Genomic DNA, 17,249 nt, shown 5'->3' with positions numbered 1-17,249 from the left:
GGCAGCGCTATCTGCCCAGTCCCGTGCGCAGCATGTCGAGCATGTCCGCTGGCGACATGCGCGCGGCCATTTCGGTGCCTTCGAGCAGGCTGTCGGCCAGGTCGCGTTTGTGGCGGTGCAGGTCGACAATGCCTTCTTCGATCGTGCCGCGCGCGACCAGCCGGTAGATCGTCACCGGGCGCTGCTGCCCCATCCGGTGCGCGCGGTCCGAGGCCTGGTCTTCCACCGCCGGGTTCCACCACGGGTCCATGTGGATCACGTAGTCGGCCGCCGTCAGGTTGATGCCCACGCCGCCCGCCTTCAGGCTGATCAGGAACATGTCGCCGTCGCCGGCCTGGAATGCGTCGACCCGCTTCTTGCGTTCCTGCATCGGCGTGGACCCGTCGAGGTACTGGTAGCGCACGCCCTGCGCGTCGAGGTACTGGCGGATCAGGCTCAGGTGATCGACGAACTGGCTGAACACCAGCACCTTGTGGCGGTTCTCGATCAGGTCGGCCGTGAGGCGCGCGAATGCGGCCAGCTTGCTGCTGATGATGCCGGCGCCGGGCGCGACCAGTTCGGGATTGCAGCAGGCACGGCGCAGCCGCATCATCTCGGCCAGGATCTCGATCGACTTCTGGCCTTCGGGCGCTTCGAGCGCAGCCAGCTTGTCGAGCGCCTGACGGCGCAGCGATTCGTACAGCGCGCTTTCATCGGCGCTCAGTTCGACCGGGATGACGATCTCGGTACGCGGCGGCAGTTCGGCCAGCACCTGCGCCTTGGTGCGGCGCAGGATGAACGGCGCGGTCAGGCGCCGCAGGCGCGCGCGGGCGGCGACTTCGGCGCGCCGGTCCTTTACTTTCTCGGACTGGGCTTTCTCGATCGGGCCGGCAAAGCGCAGCTGGAACTGCTCGGCGCTGCCCAATAAACCCGGATTGATGAAGCGGAACAGGTTCCACAATTCGCCCAGATGGTTTTCCAGCGGCGTGCCGGTGGCCGCCATTCTAAAGTCGCCCTGCAGCGCCATCACGGCCTGCGAGCGCTTGGTGTGCATGTTCTTGATCGCCTGCGCTTCGTCCAGCACGATGCTGTGCCAGCGGCGGCCCTTGAAGCGCGCGGCCTCCTGCTGCAGCAGGCCGTAGCTGACGATGACGACGTCGAACGGCCCGGCGTCGTCGACCGTCGCGGCGCGCTCGCCGGGCCCGAACAGTTTCAGGTTCAGCGTCGGCGCAAAGCGCGCCGCCTCGTCGATCCAGTTCAGGCACACGGTCGTCGGTGCGACCACCAGCGCCGGGCCGTCCTTGGCGCGCGTGAGCAGCAGCGCCAGCGCCTGCAGCGTTTTACCCAGACCCATATCGTCGGCCAGGCAAGCGCCCACGCCCCAGTGGGCCAGGCGCGCGAGCCATTCGAAACCGTCAAGCTGATAGTCGCGCAACTCGGCCTGCAAGGTCGACGGCAGCGTGGGCGTGAAGGCGGCGCTGTCGGCCATGCGCGTCAGGTGCGCCTGCCAGGCCTTGTCCCCGTCGACGCTGCCGGCTTCGCCCGCCAGTTCACCCAGCGCGAAGCTGGCCAGCGCGTGGGTGCGGATGCCGTCGCCATGCAGTTCGCCATACGCGCCCAGCTCCATCAGGCGCCGGTGCAGTTCGTCGGACAGGGCCAGGTAATCGTTGTCGCCCAGCGCGACAAACCGGCTGCCGCTCTCACGCAGCTTTTCCAGCAGCGTGCGCAGGCTCATCACGCGGCCTTCGTCGATCACGATGTCGCCGCTGGCAGCAAACCAGTCGCGCTCGCGCCGGATCTGAACCCGCACCGATTTCGAGGTCGCTTTTTTGGTGACGCGGAATGATTCGCCCTCGGGCCAGGCGACGACGATCGAGGCCGGGTCCAGCGCCCTGAGCTCCTCGACCAGTTCGAGTGCCAGCATCGGTTGGCCCAGCAGCCATTCGCCGTGTTCCTGCTCGCCCTGTTCGAGCACGAGGCAGGCGCCGACGAGCTGACGTTCGGCCTCGCGCTCGGCGTTCATGTCGCGCTGCGCTTCGGTGCGGATGCCGTCGACATCGGCGATCACGCTGGCCGCACCTTCGCCCGGGCCGTAGTAGGCGCCGCCGGGCAGTGGGCGCACCAGCAACTGCATGCGTAAACCCTGCTGGTAGGGCCGCAGGTGAATGTGCATGCGGGCGTCGGCCGGCACGGTCTCGATGTCGGCGCTGCTCGCGCCGATGTCCGACTGTACGGTAACGCTGGAGGCCACCGCGCCGATGGCGCGCAGCACGCGCCGCTCGGCCGACAGCGGCACCTCCAGCCCGGCGCCGACGATGGCGGCGATGCGGCGGTGTTCGTCGTTGATGCGCACCAGGCGCAGGCGCGTGGGCGTCTCGAGCGTGATGACCACGTCGCCATCCTCGTTGTCGATCGGTGGGTGCAGGGCAATGGACACCTTGTTGCCCTGTTTTTTCACCAGCAGTTCCGGCTCGCCCGGCAGCAGCTCGACGCGCGTGCCGGGTGACGCCATCCAGAACAGCAGCGGGTGGCCGACCAGGGCGGCCAGCGCCTTGTGCACTTCGAGCTCGAAGCGGATGCCGCTGCCGGCGTAGTAGCGGCGTCCGGCAATCGCATTGATCGCCTGCAGGTCCTGCGCCGTGAGGAACTCGAGCTGCGCGCCTTCTTCGGCCAGGCGTTTCAGGCCCAGCGCGCGGCCGCGGCTCCACGCGCCTTGCGCATCGCGCTTCTGCTCGCGCGGTTCGATTTCCTGCACGCCCAGGTGCGGGTCGTGGCGGATCAGCCAGACCAGGCGCGATTCCTTGACCTGCTCCACCGTGAGGGCGGGCTGCAGGTTGATCAGCGCATTGAGCTGGCGCTCCCACGGCTCTTCGCGCGTGAACCAGAGCGCCATGTCCGGCAAGCGGTGGCGCTGGCGCAGTTCGCCCGCGCGCGCCTCGTGCATCAGATAACCCGCTTGACCCATCTGCGCCAGCACGCCGGCCAGCTGCGCCGACCACAGGTCGAACCCGGCCAGCTCGGATTGGGCCAGCATGTCTTCCAGGCGCGCCCGCTGGCTGTTCAATGCGGGCAGCGCCAGCCAGTAGTGGATCAGCGCGCGGAATACGGTCGGTTCCAGCGACAGTTCCCAGCTGCGGGTGGCAAACAGGCCCGCGTCGACGGTGCCGCGCCGGATTTCGTGCAGCATGCCAAGCTGGAACCAGACCGCGTTGTCGGGCCGCTGCACGGCGCGCGTTTCGATCTCGAGCCAGGCGTCGGCCAGCTTGCGGTGCGCGGGTTCGGTGCTGCGCAGCAGGGCGGCCACCGCGATGTGCGCGCAATGGCCGCCGAAGGTGGCCTTGCGCTTGCCGGTCTCGCGTCGCAGCTGCTTCAGGGCCGCTTCGACGCCCGCCAGGCCGCCGTCGACATCGTCGCGCAGCAGCTGGACGACGCTGCGCAGGAACAGGCCCGGTGAATCGGTCATCTCGGCCACCAGCGCCAGTGCATCGTCCAGGCGCCCGCACAGGATGTAGTGCTCGCCCAGCGCGCGGCGCAGCAGGCTTTCCGGGCTGCTGCGCGTGATGTAGCTCTCGGCGCAGGCGCGCACCGCCGGCGCCAGCGCCGGCTCGCTGCGCACATGCACGACCAGCACGTGCAGGACGGTCTCAAGCAGGCGCGGGTGGATGCGCTCGATCAGCGCCGGCGTGAACGGGCGCGCGCAGACGTCGACCAGCGGATGCAGGTAGCTCGCCTCATGGCAGGCCAGGCAGGCGTCGAGCAGCGGCGTGACGACGTCGATGTCCTGCCGCGTCAGCAGCGCGATGCGCAGCAACGCCAGGCCCTGGCGGTAACTGCGCAGCATCAGATGGCCCTGCCAATCGCGGCGCACGGTCGACACCGCGCCATACGCGCCCGCCACTAAATCGAACAGGCCGCTATCGAGGGCAACGTCGAGCACGGGCCAGCTGGCCGCCGGGGCCAGCGCCAGCCCGCGTTCGTTGGCATCGACCAGCAGGCCTTCTGCCTTCAGGCGCGCCAGTTCGTCGGCCCACTGCGCGGCCGGCAGGGGGGCGTTGAGCGCCCGCATGTGCTCGAGGATGCGCTGGCGGCCCATCGGCTCGCCGGCGATCGCCAGCAGCGTCAGGATCGCGTGTTCTTCGGCGCTGCAGGCCGCGAGTTGCGCCCGCACGTCGCCTGGCAATGGGCCACCCTTCATGCGTCGAGATTCTCGATCTCGATCGCGGGCAGGTCGGCCGGCACGGCAATGCCGAACACGCGCAGGTAGAAATACAGCTCCGCTTCGAGCGTGCGCACCACGCTGTCGGCCTTGCGGAAGCCATGGCCTTCGCCTTCGAGCGTCAGGTAGGCCACCGGCAGCTTTTGCGCGCGCAGGGCGTCGACCATGCTTTCGGACTGCTGCGGCGGCACGACCTTGTCGTCCAGGCCCTGGAAGAAGATCATCGGGCTGCGCAACTTGTCGCTGTGGTGGATCGGCGAGCGTTCGCGGTACACGGCCTGGGCGCGCTCGGGCGGTGCGGTCAGGTAGGCGTTGTAGCGCGACTCGAACTTGTGCGAATCCGCATCCAGCCCGGCCAGGTCGGACACGCCGTAATAGCTGGCGCCGGCCTTGAACACGTCGTGGAAGGCCAGCGCCGACAGCACCGTCAGGCCGCCGGCGCTGCTGCCGCGAATCAGCAGGCGCTCCGGGTCGACCGCCCCGATGGCCGCCAGGTGGCGCGCACCGGCCACGCAATCCTCGACATCGACCACGCCCCACTGGTGCTGGAGCAGATTGCGGTAATCGCGCCCGAAGCCCGTGCTGCCGCCGTAGTTTACGTCCAGCACCGCGAAACCGCGGCTGGTCCAGTATTGGGTCGAGAGCTTCAGTGTGCTGGTCGCCATGCTGGTCGGGCCGCCGTGGCCGATCACGATCAGCGGTGGCAGTTCGTTCGGCAGCGGCGCGTAATCCGGATTGGCCGGCGCATAGTAGAAGGCGTACGCGGTGCGGCCGTTGGCGCTTGGATAGCTGATCGCCAGCGGCACGGCCAGGTACGACGTGGCCGGCAGTTGCGGGATCGAGTGCGCCAGCACCTCGAGCGGCGCGCCGGCCAGATCGATGCGCGCCAGTTCGGGCGCAATGGTCGGCGCGCCGCCCAGCAGCGTGACGATGTCGCCGCTGACCTTGACGTCGCGAATGTCTTCATACGGCGTTTCCAGCGGCGTCAAGCTGCCGTCGTGGGTGGAGACGATGCCCAGGTGGCTCACGCCCATCTCGATATACGCGCAGACGATCTGTTCTTCGGAACGGAAAGCGTACTGCGAACCGCCGAAGTTCCACTGCGGGACGGCGAATTCGGCCGCGCGCTCGCACAGGGCGTGAACGGCGTCAGCGGAGTAACGGTACAGATTCCACCAGCCGCTGCGATCGGACACGAAGTGCAGCACGCCGCCTGGCGACCATTCGGGCTGGCAGATCGCTTCATCCGCCCCGCCGGCGATCAGGCGCCGGTTGACGATCGCGCCGTCGGCGGCCACATCGCCCAGCCACAGTGCGGTGCCTTCCCACGGCATGTGCGGCAGCTCCCAGCACAGCCAGGCCAGCTGGCGGCCATCGGGCGACAGGCGCGGCGCGGCATAGAAGTCGCTGCCCTCGACCAGCACGGTCTCGGCGCCATCGAAGCCCACCGCGCACAGCGTGTTGACGGGGTAGGTCGCGCCCAGTGAATGGTCTTCGCGCACCGCCACCAGACGGCTTCGCCCGGCGTCGAGCACGAAGTCGGCAAAGCGGTGGCCGGTGTCGGCGGCCGTGACGGCGACCGGCTGGCCATCGTTCTCGACCCGGTACAGGCGGTTGTCCGCATGGTGCGAAAACCAGGCGCCGCCACCGCTCAGCAGGTACGCGCCACCACCGTATTCATGCACGCGGCTGCGCACGTTAAAGGGCGCTGGCGTCAGTTCGCGCGTGCCGTCGGCGTCGTGCACCATCAGCGTCATGCGCCCGCCTTCGCTGGTGCGCCCCTCGAGCCAGCCGATGGCGGCGCCGTCGGGCATCGGCTGCGCCAGTGGCACGGCGCCGGCAGCAACGACGGCAGCAGTGATCGGGGAAGTCCAGGCGCCGCATGGCGTGGCTTGTTTGCTGGTGGCAACGGTCATAGAGGGGCATTTTCGAAGGGTGGACGAGCATTATAGTGCGCCCCCAAGAATGCGATAATAGGTGTCTGCCTATCAAACCGATGCCTCCCATGCCACAATTTGCCCCGCTCCAGAACGACACCTTCCTGCGTGCGCTGCTGCGCCAGCCGACCGACTACACCCCGGTATGGCTGATGCGCCAGGCGGGCCGCTATCTGCCGGAATACCGCGCCACCCGCGCGCGTGCCGGCTCGTTCCTTGGCCTGGCAAAAAATCCCGATTACGCCACCGAAGTCACGCTGCAGCCGCTCGACCGCTTCCCGCTGGACGCATCGATCCTGTTCTCGGACATCCTGACCGTGCCTGACGCAATGGGCCTGGGCCTGTATTTCGCCGATGGCGAGGGCCCGAAGTTCGAACGTCCGCTGCGCACCGAAGAGCAGGTCCACGCGCTGGAAGTGCCCGACATGGCCTCGCTCGACTACGTGTTCAAGGCCGTCACGCAAATCCGCGGCGCCATCAATGGCCGCGTGCCGCTGATCGGTTTCTCGGGCAGCCCGTGGACGCTGGCCTGCTACATGGTCGAAGGCGCCGGTTCGCGCGAGTTCCACACGGTCAAGAAGATGCTGTACAGCCGGCCGGACCTGATGCACCGCATCCTTGACATCAATGCCAAGGCCGTCACCGCCTACCTGAACGCGCAGATCGACGCCGGCGCGCAGGCCGTGATGATCTTCGATTCGTGGGGCGGGGCGCTGGCCGATGGCGCCTACCAGACTTTCTCGCTGCAATACATGCAGCAGATCCTGGCCGGCCTGCAGCGCGAAAAGGATGGCGTGCGTATCCCGGCCGTCGTGTTCACCAAGGGCGGCGGCATCTGGCTCGACCAGATGGCCGATATCGGCGCCGATGCGCTGGGCCTGGACTGGACCGTGAACCTGGGCACTGCCCGCGCGCTGGTCGGCGACCGCGTGGCGCTGCAGGGCAACCTCGACCCGGCCATCCTGTTTGCCGCGCCGGAACAAATTGCAGCGGAAGTCGAGCGCTCGCTGACGGCCTATGGCACGCCATCGAACGGCCACGGCCACGTGTTCAATCTGGGCCATGGCATCTCGCAATTTACCCCGCCGGAATCGGTCACCGCGATGGTCGAGGCTGTGCACAGCTTCAGCCGCAAGCAACGCGCGCAGTAATCCCGTCACGGCTTGCACTCGTTTCGCGAAAGCACGATTGCAAGCCGTCACCATCACTTGTTCACAACTTCTGCAAATCCGATAAAGCTTCCTGTGGACATCTCGGCTTTTCGTGTTTACCGGTAGGTCGATGATTTTTAAGGGCTTTTTATCAGCCTTATGCGATCTGGCTGGTTTTCCCATGAACGTTGTTCAAGAGAATTCGGTCAGATTCGGGGCCTTGTTCACAAAGTTATCAACAGGCCCTGCCAGCGTGGGGAAAAGTACTTGGTTTACCGGGACTTAGCGTGAAACTTCATGTATTGCCTTAACTGTATGACGCAACGCAGCGAGTTTTCCACGGAAAATTGCAGAGTTATGCACAAGCAGCCGAATGCGGTCAAGGTTGTTAACAGGTTTTTGGCTGGTTTTTCAAGTCATTGATTACAAAGACTAAAATTGTCTTGAATTGAGGAATTATCGTTCCGGACTTGATCTAACGTAAACCTTTGATGGGGTCAAGTCCCCGACTATTCACAAAGTTCTCCACAGATTTGCACAGGGCCTAGATTGTCAACCAGCAACCAAGCACCGGTCACACCGCACTGCTTCCTCGAAGTCGTGATCGATACGCCGCTCAACAGCAGTTTCGACTACCGCTGGCCCTGCCAGCCGGGAGATGAACCGCTGCCTGGCCAGCTGGCGCTGGTGTCGTTTGCGCGGCGCGAGGTGATGGCCCTGATCGTCGCGGTCAAGTCCACCAGCGACGTACCGCCCGAAAAACTCAAGGATGCGCTGGCTGTGCGGAGCGAACTGGCGCCGCTGTCCGGGCGCTGGCTCGCGCTGGCGAAGTTTGCCGCCGAGTACTACCAGCGCCCGCTCGGCGAAGTCGCGTTGCCCGGCTTGCCGAAGAACCTGCGGGTGCCCAAAACAGTGGCGCTGGGACGCGCACTGAAAAAACTGGCCAAGCTCGACGCCGGGCAGGACGCTACCGCCGTAGGCATGCCCGTCCTGAACACGGCCCAGCAAGAGGCAGCCGACGCCATTGGCGGTGCCACCGGTTTCAACCCGTTCCTGTTATGGGGCGTGACTGGCAGCGGCAAGACCGAGGTCTATCTGCAAGCCTGCGCCCAGGTGCTGGCGCGCGATCCACAGGCGCAGATTCTGATCATGGTCCCTGAAATCAACCTCACGCCGCAGCTCGAAGGCAATATCCGGGCGCGCTTTCCGGGCATGATGCTCGCCACGCTGCACAGTAGCCTGTCCGAGGGCGAGCGCATGCTGCACTGGCTGGCGGCGCACCTGGGCCAGGCGCGCATCGTGCTGGGCACGCGGCTTTCGCTGCTGGCGTCGCTGCCGCACCTGCAACTGATCGTGATCGACGAAGAGCACGACCCGTCGTACAAGCAGCAGGAAGGCCTGCGCTATTCGGCGCGCGATCTGGCCGTCTGGCGCGCGCACCAGCTGGGCATTCCGATCGTGCTGGGTTCGGCCACGCCATCGCTCGAATCGTGGCACCACGCGCGCTCGGGGCGTTACCAACGGCTCGACCTGCGCGAGCGCGCCGTGCAGGATGCGGTGCTGCCGCGCGTACGCCTGATCGACATGGAGCGCGACCGCGGGCGCGACGGCCTGACCGCCGAGATGGTCGCCGCGCTGCGCCTGCGCCTGGAACGCGGTGAGCAGTCGCTGCTGTTCTTGAACCGGCGCGGCTACGCCCCCGTGATTTCGTGCGATGCCTGCGGCTGGATCAGCGACTGCACGCGCTGCACCGCCTTCATGGTGCTGCACAAGCCCGAGAACCGGCTGCGCTGCCACCACTGCAGCCTGGAGCTGCGCATCCCGCGCTCATGCCCGACCTGCGGCAACGTCGACATCCAGCCATTGGGCCGTGGCACGCAGCGCGTCGAAGAAGGCTTGCGGGCGATGTTTCCCGAGGCGCGCATCCTGCGCATCGATGCCGACTCCACGCGCCTGAAGGGCAGCGCGCAGGCGGCGTTCGACAGCGTGCACCGGGGCGAGGTCGATATCCTGATCGGCACCCAGATGGTCGCCAAGGGCCACGACTTCAAGAAGCTCACGCTGGTGGGCATCCTGAACCCGGATACGGCGCTGTTCTCGCAGGACTACCGCGCCAGCGAGCGTCTGTTTGCGCAGCTGATGCAGGTGGCGGGGCGGGCAGGGCGGGCCGGGGCCCCATCCGAGGTGCTGGTGCAGACCCGTTACGTGCAGCACCCGCTGTACGGCGCGGTAATGCGCCACGATTACGAGCGCTTTGCCGGCCAGTTGCTCGACGAACGGCGCGAAGCGGGCCTCCCGCCATATATGTACCAGGCCTTGCTGCGGGCCGAAGCGCGCGAGCTGCCGATTGCGATTGCGTTTCTGGAAAACGCGCGCGACTGCCTGGCGCACGACGGGATTTTGATCAACGACCCGATCCCGATGACGATGACACGCGTGCACAATATGGACCGCGCCCAGCTGCTGGTGGAGTCCAGCTCGCGCCCGGCCTTGCAGGCGTTCCTGCGCGAGTGGATGGAAGCGCTGCGGGCCATGAAGGCCCGCGTGAAATGGTCGCTCGAAGTCGACCCGCTCGATATTTAAGCTGCGGTGGCAACCTTGCGCGCTGCCTGGCGGCGACGGCCGGCATAGCCCATCATGGCCAGACCGGCGCCCAGCAGCAGGCCGGTGGCCGGCTCAGGCACTTCACCGCCGACCGTTTCCACGCCAAACGTGAGCGTGCCGAAGTTCCAGATGCCATCGACGCCAGCGAAGTCGTCGAAGTCTTCATAGAATTCCAGGCGCAGGATGCCGTCGGCGCCGACCGCAAAATCCAGGCCAAAGTCGATCAGATCGGCAGAACCGGTGTAGGTTGCGGTGCCAGGAGTGTCATCGCCGAAACCCGGGTTGAACACCACGCCTTCGATGCCGTCCGAGTCGGTGAACGCCAGGCCGATTTCAGACAGCCAGCTCGGCGAGAACGCCGTCAGGTTCAGCGAGTAGGCCACGCTGGTGATGACCGAATTGGCGCCGACGTTAAAGTTCAGCACGGTATTGCCTGAATCGCCGATCTCACCCTCGCTCGTGACCCCAGCAACATTGACAACGAGCGGCGCAGCAAACACGGACGAGCAAGCGAACAGCGAGAGGCTAACAAGCAGTTTGTTGAAGGAAGCAAGTGACATGGGATCTCCTTGGTGGGTGAACTCACAGGGATAGCAAATATCATGCCGAATTTATATATAGAAGCCAGATGATTGATTTTTATCGCTAAAATTTCCGAAATTAATGTTTTGACTTGAAACTTGTAAGATTCATCGACAGGCATTCACGTTGGTTGCGCACACCCTGGCGCTGGGTTGCATGCTGAATCGGTTCGTAGTGCCACCGGCGCGCGTGAAATAGCGTATCGTTTTGTCTGTTAACAGCGAAGAAACAGCGAAAGAGCACCATGAAACAATTGAACGTGGATGTCGCCGTCATCGGCACCGGCACCGCCGGCATGACGGCCTATCGCGCGGCCAAAGCGCAGGGCGCGCGCACCGTGGTGATCGAGGGCGCGCACTACGGCACGACCTGCGCCCGGGTCGGCTGCATGCCGAGCAAGCTCCTGATCGCCGCGGCCGAGGCGGCGCACGCGCTGCACACGTCCGGTCCGTTCGGCGTGCATGCCGGCGAAGTGCGGATCGACGGCCCGGCCGTGATGGCGCGCGTGCAGCGCGAACGCGACCGCTTCGTTGGCTTCGTACTCGAGGCCGTGGAAGCCATCCCCCTCCATGACCGCCTGCAGGGCCACGCGCGCTTTACCGGCCCGTGCACGCTGCAGGTCGACGACCATACCGAGATCCACGCAGGGCGCGTCGTCATCGCCACCGGCTCCACGCCGCTGCGCCTGCCGCATCTCGAGAACGTCGGCCCCGGCATCGTCACCAGCGACGACGTGTTTTACTGGGACGACCTGCCGGCCTCGGTGGCCGTGATCGGCACCGGCGTGATCGGCCTCGAACTGGGCCAGGCCCTGAGCCGTCTCGGCGTGCGCGTGCGTTTCTACGCGCGCGGCGGCTCCATCGCCAACATCAGCGACCCCGAAGTGCTGCGCTGCGCGGCGCGCGTGCTGGGCGAGGAAGTCGACATCGCGTTCCAGAGCGAGATCGTAAAAGCGGTGCAGGATGGCGACGAGGTGGTGCTGCATGTGCGCGACGCGCTGGGCAAGGAAAGCAGCGAGCGCTTCCAGTACGTGCTGATGGCGGCCGGGCGCACGCCGAACGTGCATGACCTGGGCCTCGAACTGACCGGCCTGGAGCGGGGCGCTGACGGCATCCCGACCTTCGACGCGCGCACCATGCAGTGCGGCGGCAGCCATATCTTCATCGCGGGCGACGCCAACAACGAGAGGCCGCTGCTGCACGATGCGGCCGACCACGGCAAGATCGCCGGCGACAATGCGGGCCGCTACCCCGACGTGCGCCCGGGCCTGCGCCGCACGCCGATCGCGGTGGCCTTCACCGAGCCAAATATCGCCACGCTGGGCAAGAGTTATCGCGCCCTGTCCGCGAGCGGCCAGCCCAAGTTCGCCGTGGGCAGCGTATCGTTCGAGAACCAGGGCCGCAGCCGCGTCATGCTGCAGAACAAGGGGATGCTGCGGGTGTATGCCGAATATGGCTCGCGCCTGTTCCTGGGCGCCGAGATGATTGCGCCGCGCGCCGAACACCTGGCCCACCTGCTGTCATGGGCGTGCCAGATGCGCATGACGGTCGACCAGATGCTGGAGATGCCGTTCTACCATCCGGTGATCGAAGAAGGCGTACGCACCGCGCTGCGCGACCTGGCGACCAATCTGTCGCAGGGCGAGAGCAGCACCCACACGGGCGAGACCGAACCCGGCCTCTGAACCGTGCAGCTGATTCAGTCGATCAGTTGATCAGTTCAGCAGCGTGGTGGCCAGCTTGCCCTGGCCGGCCAGCTGGCGCAGGACGCGCACCGTGTCGATGTCGGCTTCTTCGTACGCCGACTTCTTGAACTCGTCGTACATCGCATTGGCCTGGTCGACGTGTTCGCCCATGCCGTCGTCGTAGCAGAAGCGCACCAGCAGCATGGCGCTGGTGGGCGCCTCGATCACCATGCGCAGCGTCGAGGCGGCGATGTCGCCCTGGGCCGGCACGTCGTAGTGCACTTCCTGCAGCGGGGTCAGGGTGACCTTGTCTTCGATCACCAGCGGACCGAAGGTCAGGCGGCGGCGCATGACGCCGGCGTCGCGCTCCAGAATCTCGCAGGCGTCCAGGTGCGGAATGAACAATTTTGGCTGCTCGGCGCGCAGCACCAGACCGTGCCAGAGCTGCTCGCGGGTGAGCGTGTCGAGCAGCGGGTTCATCGGATCGTTGATTTCGACGAGATGTTCGAATTTCATGTGGCAGATTTCCAGAAAAATGGGGCTGCAGCGTCGCGTCTGGCGTCTCGCTGGCAAAGGTCGCATGGTACCCGATCCCCGGCTGACTCGCAGGAGCGTGCCGGGCAGCAAAGCCGGATAGCGGCTTGTTGCAATCCGACCTTGCCGGAAGCGCGCCATCGCCCGCTGCGCCCGCCAGATTGTTACAATCGCTCTCTGTCCCACCGAAAACTTCCCCATGTCAAACGCACCAAAGTTCGGCCTCAACGGGCCGCAGAGCGAAGCCGCGCTGTATCTGGACGGCCCTTGCCTGGTGCTCGCTGGCGCCGGGTCCGGCAAGACGCGCGTGATCACGCAAAAGATCGCCTACATGATCGAGCACTGCGGCTACGATCCACGCACGATTGCCGCCCTGACCTTTACCAACAAGGCGGCGCTCGAGATGCAGGAGCGCATCGCCAAGCTGCTCAAGCAGCCGAAGCAGGCCAAGCAACTGACCGTGTCGACCTTCCACTCGCTGGGCGTGCGCATCCTGCGCCAGGAAGCGGCCGGGGTGGGGCTGAAGGACAAGTTTTCGATCATGGACAGCGATGACTGCTACACGATCGTGTCCGACCTGGCGCTGAGCACCGATAAACAGGAAATCCGCCGCATCCAGAACACGATTTCGCTGTGGAAGAACGGCCTGGTCGACCCGGAAGACGCGATCAAGGCCGCGCGCGACGAAGACGAAGCCCAGGCCGGGCGCGTCTACCGCAGCTATGTCGCCACGCTGCAGGCCTACCAGGCGGTCGACTTCGATGACCTGATCCGCTTGCCGGTGGAATTGTTCCGCAACAACGAGCCGATCCGCGACCGCTGGCAGCGCCGCCTGCGCTACCTGTTGATGGACGAATACCAGGACACCAATACCTGCCAGTACGAGCTGGTCAAGCTCCTGGTGACGGGCCTGGGCAAGAAGCCGATGTTTACCGCCGTGGGCGACGATGACCAGGCGATCTACGCCTGGCGCGGCGCCTCGGTCGAGAACCTGAAAACGCTGCAGGTCGATTTCCCCGACCTGCGCGTGATCAAGCTCGAGCAGAACTACCGCTCCACCACCCGCATCCTGCAGGCGGCCAATGCCGTGATCGGCAACAACCCGAAAATCTTCGAGAAGTCGCTGTGGTCCGAGCACGGCCTGGGCGAGCCGATCAAGGTGATGGGCATGCAGAACGACGATCAGGAAGCCGACCAGATCGCGATGCTGATTTCGTCCGAGCATTTTCAGCGCAAGAACAACTGGTCCGATTTCGCGATCCTGTACCGCGGCAACCACCAGGCGCGCGTGATGGAGCAGGCGCTGCGCAAGGAGCGCATCCCGTACACGATGTCGGGCGGCCAGAGCTTCTTCGACAAGGCCGAGATCAAGGACATCATTGCCTACCTGCGCCTGATCGCCAACCAGGACGACGACCCGGCCTTCATCCGCGCCATCACGACGCCCAAGCGCGGGGTCGGCATGGCCACGCTCGAAGTGCTGGGCGAATTTTCGAAGCAGTGGAATTGCTCGCTGTTCGAGGCAGCGCGCAAGGGCGGCATCGAGGCCAAGCTGGCGGAACGGCAACTGGGATCGGTGCGCAACTTCTGCCATTTCATCAGCGAGCTGGAAGACCGCGCGACGCGGCCCGGCCCGCTGGGCGCCGGCGACCATGCGGCCGAGGTGCTCGACGACATGATGAAGGAAATGAATTACGAGCATTACCTGTACGAGGGCTTCGACGATCGCGCGGCCCAGGCCAAATGGCAGAACGTGCTCGAATTTACCAACTGGCTCAAGGACCGCGGCCGTGGCGGGCGCGACCGCGATGGCGAAGAAAAGAACCTGCTGGAACTGACGCAGATGGTGGCGCTGATGTCGATGCTCGAAGGCCAGGATGAGGAGCAGGATGCCGTGCGCATGTCGACGCTGCACGCGTCAAAAGGGCTGGAGTATCCGCACGTGTACCTGGTCGGCGTGGAGGAGGGCATCCTGCCGCACAAGGGCGACCCGGACGCGTCCATTGAAACGATCTCGGCGCGCATCCAGGAAGAGCGGCGCCTGATGTATGTGGGCATCACTCGCGCCCAGCGCACGCTGCACGTGAGCTGGTGCAAGCGGAGAAAACGTGCGGGAGAGCTGGTCAATTGCGACCCGTCGCGCTTCATCAAGGAAATGGCGCTGGACGTTGGCGAGGCCGCGCCGATGGAGTCGGAAATACTGAGTCCAAAGGCAAGATTGGCAAGTTTGAAAGCCTTGTTGGCAACACCGAGGCCGGTTCCGGAGTAAACCGTTGTGCGCAAGCCTTGATGGATCGGCAAGTCGTGCGCACGATTGAAATGCTATTTGACTTCATGTGTCGAGCAAGAAATACTTGCCGGGAAAACGCGATTTTGATATCTAAATTCCCACGGCATTTACCTTGCTGCAACGATTATTGGCTGATTCATGGCAACTCCTTCCGACATCACTGTCACCCCGCTTACCGGACTGAACCACATCGACGCCTTGCTGGACAAGGGACCGGACTGGAACTTCCTCAGCAATAACAACGCTAACGTCCTGTTCTATACCTTCTCGATCGCCTCGGGCAACGAAAGAGACCGGACCGGTCAGGAAGCGTTCAGCGTGTCGCAGCAAGCCAATGCCCGTACGGCGTTCAATTATCTGCAGCAAGTGACCGGGATCCAGTTTCAGGAAACGACATCCGGCACGAGCGCCCAGTTCCATCTGGCCAATCTGAACCTGGATGGCGCTTACACGACGGGCCTGAACAGCTGGCTGTCGCAGCGTACCGGCACCGAGACCACGCTGACCGCGTACAGCGCCAATGCTTACGTCTATCTGGACAACACCGAGTGGCGCGCGATGACGCAAAACCTGTCGGTTGGCACCCAGGGGTACGAAACCCTGCTGCACGAACTGGGCCACGCCCTGGGCCTGAAGCACCCGTTCTCGGAACCCGGTGATGACAATCTGGCCGTGCTTCCCGACAGCGAAGACAACACAAGCAATACGATCATGTCGTACACCAGCGCCGGCGGTTGGCACAGCACTTACCAGCCCTACGACATCGCAGCACTGAACTGGCTGTATGGCGGCGACGGTCTGCGCGGTGAGCTCGGCATCAACAGCACAACAGGCGCACGCTATCTGACGGGCAGCTACAAGGACGAGGTCCTGACCGGCACCCAATTCAACGACACATTGCAGGGCAACGGAGGAAACGACATGATTGACGGCGGCGCAGGCACGGACACGGTAATTTTCAATGGCAATCGCGGTGGATATGCATTTTCCACGCTGGCCGATGGCGCGCTGGCGGTGACGGGGGCCGATGGCACCGATACGCTGCGCAATGTCGAATGGCTGCAGTTTGCCGACATGCGCGTCGAGCGCGCCAGTGTGGCGACCGATAACGTGGCGCCGCCACCGCCGGTCATGGCCGTGACGCAGAATGGCTCCCTGTATGCGCGCGGCAGCCAGCCGGGCATGAACGGTACGGCAGAAGCGAATGCGACGGTCAAGGTCTATCTCAATGACCAGGTCATCGCCACCGCCACGGCAGACGCGAATGGCTTGTGGAGCGCCCGCTCGACCGTGGCGCTGGCCGACGGCCTGAACTACCGCGCCTACGCCACCGCCACCGATGCGGCCGGTAACGTGTCGACGGGCAGCAGCGGCGTCACGTTCCACATCGACGCCACGCCACCGTCGATCCCCACCGTCAATATTGTCATGCCTGCGGGCGGCAACAAGCCGGTCTTCAGCGGCAGCGGCGAAGCCGGCACCACGATCGAACTGTATCGCGACGGCGACTTCACCAAGATCGGCAGCACCGTGGTGGACGCGAATGGCGCATGGTCGCTGACGTCGCAACCGCTGCCAAATGGTAATTACAACGTGATCGTGACGTCGCTCGACCTGGCCGGCAATGCCCGCGCCGGGCAAGCCACGGCTGCCGTATCGATCTCGCACGCAGGCTATCAGGCCGGCACCGCGAACGCCGACACCATCGTCATGAATGCAGGCAGCACCGCCGTGGATGCCGGCGCCGGCATCGATACCGTGGTGTTTGGCGGCGCACGCGCCGACTTTGCGGTCAAGAAGGAAACCTGGGGCTATTCGGTAACAGGCGCCAATGGCGAGGTCGACGGCCTGTTCAATGTCGAGCGCATCCAGTTCAACGATGGCTGGAAGGCGATCGACGACAATTCGGCCAAGATCTTCCGCTTGTACCAGGCGGTCATGAACCGCGAATCCGATGACGCCGGCCTGGGCTTCTGGACCAGGGAGCTCGATAACGGCACGTCGCTCAGTGCAATCGCCCGTGGTTTCATGCAATCGAAAGAGTTTGCTGATCAATACGGCGCCAATCCGACGAATCAGGAATTCATCTACAAGCTGTACGACAACGTGCTCGATCGCGCGCCGGATGCTGGCGGCCTGCTGTACTGGACGGCGCAGATCGACATCATCGGCAGGGCCCAGATGGTGATCGAGTTCAGCGAAAGCCCGGAAAACCAGGCCCTCGTCATCGACACAGTCGGCAAGGGCCTGGACTTCATTCCCTACGCCTGAC

9 protein-coding genes are annotated in these 17,249 nt (G+C 64.9%); 5 read left to right on the top strand and 4 right to left on the bottom strand.

Going from position 1 to position 17,249, the window contains the following annotated elements:
* Positions 1-7: 7 nt before the first annotated feature.
* Complete coding sequence (locus ACZ0AJ_RS19190) at positions 8-4,174, bottom strand: SNF2-related protein (protein ID WP_499456008.1); 4,167 nt, start codon at positions 4,172-4,174, stop codon at positions 8-10.
* Positions 4,171-6,111 carry a dipeptidyl-peptidase 5 gene (locus ACZ0AJ_RS19185; protein ID WP_499456006.1) on the bottom strand — a complete coding sequence of 647 codons (1,941 nt, stop codon included), beginning with the start codon at positions 6,109-6,111 and terminating at the stop codon, positions 4,171-4,173. Before ACZ0AJ_RS19185 ends, ACZ0AJ_RS19190 begins: the two co-directional genes overlap by 4 nt.
* A gap of 89 nt (positions 6,112-6,200) precedes the next feature.
* On the opposite strand from ACZ0AJ_RS19185, the gene hemE reads away from it, so the two are divergent.
* Positions 6,201-7,283 carry a uroporphyrinogen decarboxylase gene (gene hemE, locus ACZ0AJ_RS19180; protein ID WP_183555148.1) on the top strand — a complete coding sequence of 361 codons (1,083 nt, stop codon included), beginning with the start codon at positions 6,201-6,203 and terminating at the stop codon, positions 7,281-7,283.
* Positions 7,284-7,832: 549 nt separating this feature from the next.
* Positions 7,833-9,866 carry a primosomal protein N' gene (locus ACZ0AJ_RS19175; RefSeq protein WP_499456005.1) on the top strand — a complete coding sequence of 678 codons (2,034 nt, stop codon included), beginning with the start codon at positions 7,833-7,835 and terminating at the stop codon, positions 9,864-9,866.
* Here ACZ0AJ_RS19175 and ACZ0AJ_RS19170 read toward each other — a convergent pair.
* Positions 9,863-10,447, bottom strand: coding sequence for a PEP-CTERM sorting domain-containing protein (locus tag ACZ0AJ_RS19170; RefSeq protein ID WP_499456004.1), 585 nt, complete (start codon positions 10,445-10,447; stop codon positions 9,863-9,865). The genes ACZ0AJ_RS19175 and ACZ0AJ_RS19170 overlap by 4 nt on opposite strands.
* A gap of 266 nt (positions 10,448-10,713) precedes the next feature.
* Between ACZ0AJ_RS19170 and ACZ0AJ_RS19165 the strand changes: the two genes are divergently transcribed.
* Positions 10,714-12,153 (top strand): dihydrolipoyl dehydrogenase, encoded by a 1,440-nt coding sequence (locus tag ACZ0AJ_RS19165; RefSeq protein WP_499456003.1) that lies wholly within the window; start codon positions 10,714-10,716, stop codon positions 12,151-12,153.
* A 30-nt stretch (positions 12,154-12,183) separates the two neighbouring features.
* Here the strand turns inward: ACZ0AJ_RS19165 and ACZ0AJ_RS19160 are convergent, their stop codons facing one another.
* Positions 12,184-12,669 (bottom strand): SRPBCC family protein, encoded by a 486-nt coding sequence (locus tag ACZ0AJ_RS19160; protein WP_183555151.1) that lies wholly within the window; start codon positions 12,667-12,669, stop codon positions 12,184-12,186.
* 217 nt (positions 12,670-12,886) lie between these two features.
* Here ACZ0AJ_RS19160 and ACZ0AJ_RS19155 point away from each other — a divergent pair, with 217 nt between their 5' ends.
* A complete protein-coding gene (locus ACZ0AJ_RS19155) occupies positions 12,887-14,956 on the top strand; it encodes a UvrD-helicase domain-containing protein (protein WP_183555152.1) in 2,070 nt (689 codons plus the stop codon).
* A 159-nt stretch (positions 14,957-15,115) separates the two neighbouring features.
* Positions 15,116-17,248 (top strand): DUF4214 domain-containing protein, encoded by a 2,133-nt coding sequence (locus ACZ0AJ_RS19150; RefSeq protein ID WP_499456001.1) that lies wholly within the window; start codon positions 15,116-15,118, stop codon positions 17,246-17,248.
* Position 17,249 lies beyond the last annotated feature (1 nt).

Source organism: Telluria sp. AC161, from assembly GCF_979258535.1.
The sequence above is the reverse complement of the archived record's forward strand: the minus strand, read 5'-3'. Positions and strand labels throughout refer to the sequence as shown.

Excerpts from the sequence above, each read along its gene's own strand:
- ACZ0AJ_RS19190 (WP_499456008.1), bottom strand. The coding sequence starts at position 4,174 with ATGAAGGGTGGCCCATTGCCAGGCGACGTGCGGGCGCAACTCGCGGCC.
- ACZ0AJ_RS19185 (WP_499456006.1), bottom strand. The coding sequence starts at position 6,111 with ATGACCGTTGCCACCAGCAAACAAGCCACGCCATGCGGCGCCTGGACT.
- hemE (WP_183555148.1), top strand. The coding sequence starts at position 6,201 with ATGCCACAATTTGCCCCGCTCCAGAACGACACCTTCCTGCGTGCGCTG.
- ACZ0AJ_RS19170 (WP_499456004.1), bottom strand. The coding sequence starts at position 10,447 with ATGTCACTTGCTTCCTTCAACAAACTGCTTGTTAGCCTCTCGCTGTTC.
- ACZ0AJ_RS19165 (WP_499456003.1), top strand. The coding sequence starts at position 10,714 with ATGAAACAATTGAACGTGGATGTCGCCGTCATCGGCACCGGCACCGCC.
- ACZ0AJ_RS19160 (WP_183555151.1), bottom strand. The coding sequence starts at position 12,669 with ATGAAATTCGAACATCTCGTCGAAATCAACGATCCGATGAACCCGCTG.
- ACZ0AJ_RS19155 (WP_183555152.1), top strand. The coding sequence starts at position 12,887 with ATGTCAAACGCACCAAAGTTCGGCCTCAACGGGCCGCAGAGCGAAGCC.
- ACZ0AJ_RS19150 (WP_499456001.1), top strand. The coding sequence starts at position 15,116 with ATGGCAACTCCTTCCGACATCACTGTCACCCCGCTTACCGGACTGAAC.